The sequence below is a fragment of the Streptomyces sp. WELS2 genome (assembly GCF_013870595.1).
In the GTDB taxonomy this organism is placed as follows: Bacteria; Actinomycetota; Actinomycetes; order Streptomycetales; family Streptomycetaceae; genus Streptomyces.
Genome location: NZ_JACBWZ010000648.1, coordinates 1 through 3,618, shown reverse-complemented (window position 1 = coordinate 3,618; position 3,618 = coordinate 1). Strand labels below are relative to the sequence as shown.

The window sequence follows — 3,618 nt, the reverse complement described above, 5'->3', positions numbered from 1 at the left end:
TTCGTGAAGACCTCAAGCTGGAATTATCGCCAGAGAAGACACTGATCACCCATGGTGCGCGGATCGCCGGCCGGGCGGCCGGCCGGGTCGTGGCCGGCGTCCTCGTGGGGTTCGAGGCGCCGTCGGGGCGAGCAGGAGCCGGCCCGGCCGAGCGGAACCGCGGAGGTATGCGATGGCCGGGTGACTCCGGAGGCGTTCGGTCTCCTCGTCCCCGGCCTCGGGGGCGACGGCGTCCAGGTACCGAAGGAACGGCGCCGACGGCCAGACGCCCGCCGTCTCGTCGTCCAGCAGCAGGTGGGGCGTGTGCTCCTGAAGGGCTTTCAGCCAGGCCGCGGCCGGACCGGCGCCGAAGAAGAACGCCGTGGCCCGCGGGTCCGCCCAGCCGGCCAGCTCCCGCGCCTCCGCCATGCCCGGCTCCTGGGGTGGCCAGCTCGAGGAGCCGCGCGGCACGGCCGGGCAGCGGCACCGGCAACTCCCGTGCCGGCAGCAGGACCTCCCGGTAGACGCCGGCCGCGCCAGCCGGGTCGGCCACGCCCCGTGCAGCGTGCCCGACGTCCTCCCCTACACCTCACGTCATGCTATGGGCCGGGCGGGGTGACCGTTAAACGGTTTCCCCGGGCCCGCCCGCCGTACGGTGTCGGCCGGCCGGCGGCCCTGGGGCCGGTCAGGCCGCGAAGAGCAGCGCGGCGCTGAGCAGGACGACGGCGGCGGTGGCGAGGTGGACGCCGAAAGCGACGGCCTTCGGGCCGCCGTGACGCAGGACTATCCGGGTGTCCAGGAGCGGGACGAGGACCACGCCGACCATGAAGCAGGCCTCGGCCCGCGCCCCGGCGAAAGCGAGCAGGAGCAAGCCCACCACGCCGAAGGTGCCGTCCCTGAGGCCCTTGATGGACAGGTACGCGCCGGCGTCTCCCCTGGGATCGGCCGGAACCCCGTAGCCGGCGGCGGCATCAACACCCGATCGCCTTCGCTCAGTTCAATCCGGCCACATGAACGTTCCACCGGCACGCTGATCACGACTCCGCACAGGCCCTGGTGACGTGACCGGATAGGTTCACCGACGTCGCCTGGTCCGCGGTGCATGAGGCACCACCGCTCCCCGGTTCCGACTGGTCGCAGGGCTGAACGACGTCGTTCGCGTGGTCGTGATCAACTTGCTGCCCGCCCCGTCGGGCGAGCAGGGTCTGAATCATGCTTGAACTACGCACCTTGGAAGCGGACGACTGGCCCCTTTGGCGGGAGTTGCGACTGGCCGCGCTTGCCGAGGCGCCCTACGCGTTCGGATCGACGCTGGCCCAGTGGCAGGGCTCCGGCGACCGGGAGGAACGCTGGCGTGCCCGTCTGTCGATTCCTGGCGCGCACGATCTCATCGCGCTCCTCGACGGCCTCCCAGTGGGCATGGCCAGCGGAGTGCCGGGCGAGGGACCAGAGAGCGTGGAGTTGATCTCGATGTGGGTCAAACCCACGGCTCGAGGCAAGGGCGTGGGTGACTACCTGATCCAGGCGGTCGAGCGCTGGGCGGCGGAGCGCGGTGCCACGACGCTGCGGTTGTCCGTCACGCCGGACAACCGCAAGGCGACCGCGCTCTATGAGCGGCACGGTTTCACGGACACGGGTGAGCCCGGCGGCCTTCTGCCCGATGGCGTGGGCAGGGAGCGGGTCATGGCGAAGAACCTGGCCGCTGTCTGATCTCCGCATCCGGGCACGGCGGGATCTCCCACGTGTTCGGACTGCGGCGACGAGGGGCGTCCGCCCCGGCGAACGCCCTTCTCGCTGCGGACGCGAGCCCGTTCCCGGCGTTGTACGGCGAGTATGCCGGGGTGGCAGGCTTTGGCATTGCGCCAGCTCAGGCAGGCGTGCGCCGCCCGGGTCTGCACCGCGTGATTCGGATGGTCGCACGCTTCCACCTGACCTGCACGATCCAGGGTGTGCGCAAGCTGCTGGTGCGCAGCGGCTGGTCCTGCCAGGTCCCGGCCCGCGCGCCATCGAGCGGGACGACGAGGCGGTGGCCGGGCGGATCAAGGCGGTGTGGCCGTGCGCGGAAGACTCGCGGCGGCCCATGGAGCCTGGCTCGTCTTCGAGGACGCGGCCGGATTCCCCATGACGCCGCCGCAGGCCAAGACCTGATCCCAGCGCGGCCGGACCCCGGTGGTGCGGGTGCGGGGCCGGTCCCGCAGACGGATGTCGATCGCTGCGCCGACCTGCTACAGGCCCGGCCGCAGATCGCGGCTGGTCTACCGGCCCCGCCGGGACGACGGCCGACGTGACGGCCGCGAGAGCTTTGTGTGGCGCGACCACCGTGACCTGCTGATCGCCGCCCACCAGCAGCTCGGCGGCCCGATCGCGCTCGTCCGGGACAACCTCAACGTCCGCAGAGCCGCCGAACCGCAGGAATGGGCGACAACGCAGGACTGGCCGACCTCACCCTTCAGCGCTACCCGAGCACCCCGGCGACACCACGAGTTCGACTTCGGCAATGGAAGATCAGGCGTTGGCGGTGCCGGCGTCGGTGCTGGTGAGGCCCATCTGCCTCAGACCTGCGTTATAGATGCTACGGGTGGTGCTGTGGGCCTCGGAGTCGTCCATCAGGAGTAAGGCGAGTTCCGCCCAGGAGGCGCCGCGATGGCGGTGGGCGACGGTCAGGTGTCGTACGCGTCGCGTCAGCTCGTCGGCGAGGGCGGCGGTATGGCGGAGCAGCTTGGCGCGCTGGGCCTTGGGCAGGCTCGCCAGGTCGCGGTAGTCCTGCAGACCGAGGAGGGTCAGGGCGGCTTCCAGGTGTCCGCCCTCGACGGCCTGGGTGATGTGGCTCTGCGGGTCGTCGGTCCGGGTCCAGGTAAGCGTGGTGACTTTGGCGGTGCGATTGACGGAAACGGTCATGAGTTCTCCTGGAGTCTGCCGCGCGTTTTCCAAACGCCCTGCACTGGGCGCTTTTCCGAACACCTGTACTGAGCACTTTCCGTACATCTCCAGTCAACCCACTTTGGGAATATTTTGTTTTTTCATGTTCGTGACACCATGACATCATTACGTTTGTGTTGCAATGCACACAGCGCCCGGAATGATCGAAAAGGTTAAAGCATGGGGAGGTAAAGAGCGCTCCATCAAGGCGACTGCGCAGAGAAAGTGCCCCCATTAAGGAAAGGGAAATTACAGGCCATTGCGATCGGTTAATGTCGGAGCGGCGGTAACCTCGATCCCGTGGACGGATATTCGTTCTGTCACACGGACGGCCTGGTGAGATGGCGCTGGTTCGCACCGTAGTGGGGGCAGCAAGGTGTACGGGAATTCATACGCCTTCACGGGCGCAACAGGCGATTCCGATTGATCAATCAGGGCGTAACCGTAAGACGGGATGCGCTCAACCACCCAATATCTTCCCCGCCTGAGACACATAAGACCCCGGACTTTCGACCGAGCCATCCGAGCTCTCCGCCGCTCTCCGCCGACTTCAGGGCAAACGTTGCCTGACGCGGCACAGGAACTCCGGTGGCCTCGGAAGCTGAGACGGCATCAGGGAGCAATCAGGGTGCCGTAGGGGGTGATCCCTGATTCGTCGCACCGCGGTTGTGCGGCATGGTCGTGGCATGACTTTCAAGCCTTCTTCCTCCAACGCCGGGG

General features: G+C 68.2%; 3 protein-coding genes and 3 pseudogenes. 2 read left to right on the top strand and 4 right to left on the bottom strand.

Going from position 1 to position 3,618, the window contains the following annotated elements; genetic code table 11:
- Positions 1–45 precede the first annotated feature (45 nt).
- Positions 46–408, bottom strand: a complete 363-nt coding sequence (locus H5J33_RS27400; protein ID WP_181797517.1) for a hypothetical protein — start codon at positions 406–408, stop codon at positions 46–48.
- Between the two features lie 256 nt (positions 409–664).
- Positions 665–949, bottom strand: a pseudogene (locus tag H5J33_RS27395) (DUF4267 domain-containing protein); the annotation flags it as partial.
- Positions 950–1,191: 242 nt separating this feature from the next.
- Here H5J33_RS27395 and H5J33_RS27390 point away from each other — a divergent pair.
- Positions 1,192–1,689 (top strand): GNAT family N-acetyltransferase, encoded by a 498-nt coding sequence (locus H5J33_RS27390; RefSeq protein ID WP_181797516.1) that lies wholly within the window; start codon positions 1,192–1,194, stop codon positions 1,687–1,689.
- 56 nt (positions 1,690–1,745) lie between these two features.
- Here the strand turns inward: H5J33_RS27390 and H5J33_RS37845 are convergent.
- Positions 1,746–1,895: pseudogene (locus H5J33_RS37845) on the bottom strand (IS630 family transposase); the annotation flags it as partial.
- Between the two features lie 253 nt (positions 1,896–2,148).
- Here H5J33_RS37845 and H5J33_RS38440 point away from each other — a divergent pair.
- Positions 2,149–2,448 (top strand): annotated as a pseudogene (locus H5J33_RS38440) (IS630 family transposase); the annotation flags it as partial.
- A 36-nt stretch (positions 2,449–2,484) separates the two neighbouring features.
- On the opposite strand, the gene H5J33_RS27385 reads toward H5J33_RS38440, so the two are convergent.
- Complete coding sequence (locus H5J33_RS27385; protein WP_181797515.1) at positions 2,485–2,877, bottom strand: hypothetical protein; 393 nt, start codon at positions 2,875–2,877, stop codon at positions 2,485–2,487.
- Positions 2,878–3,618 lie beyond the last annotated feature (741 nt).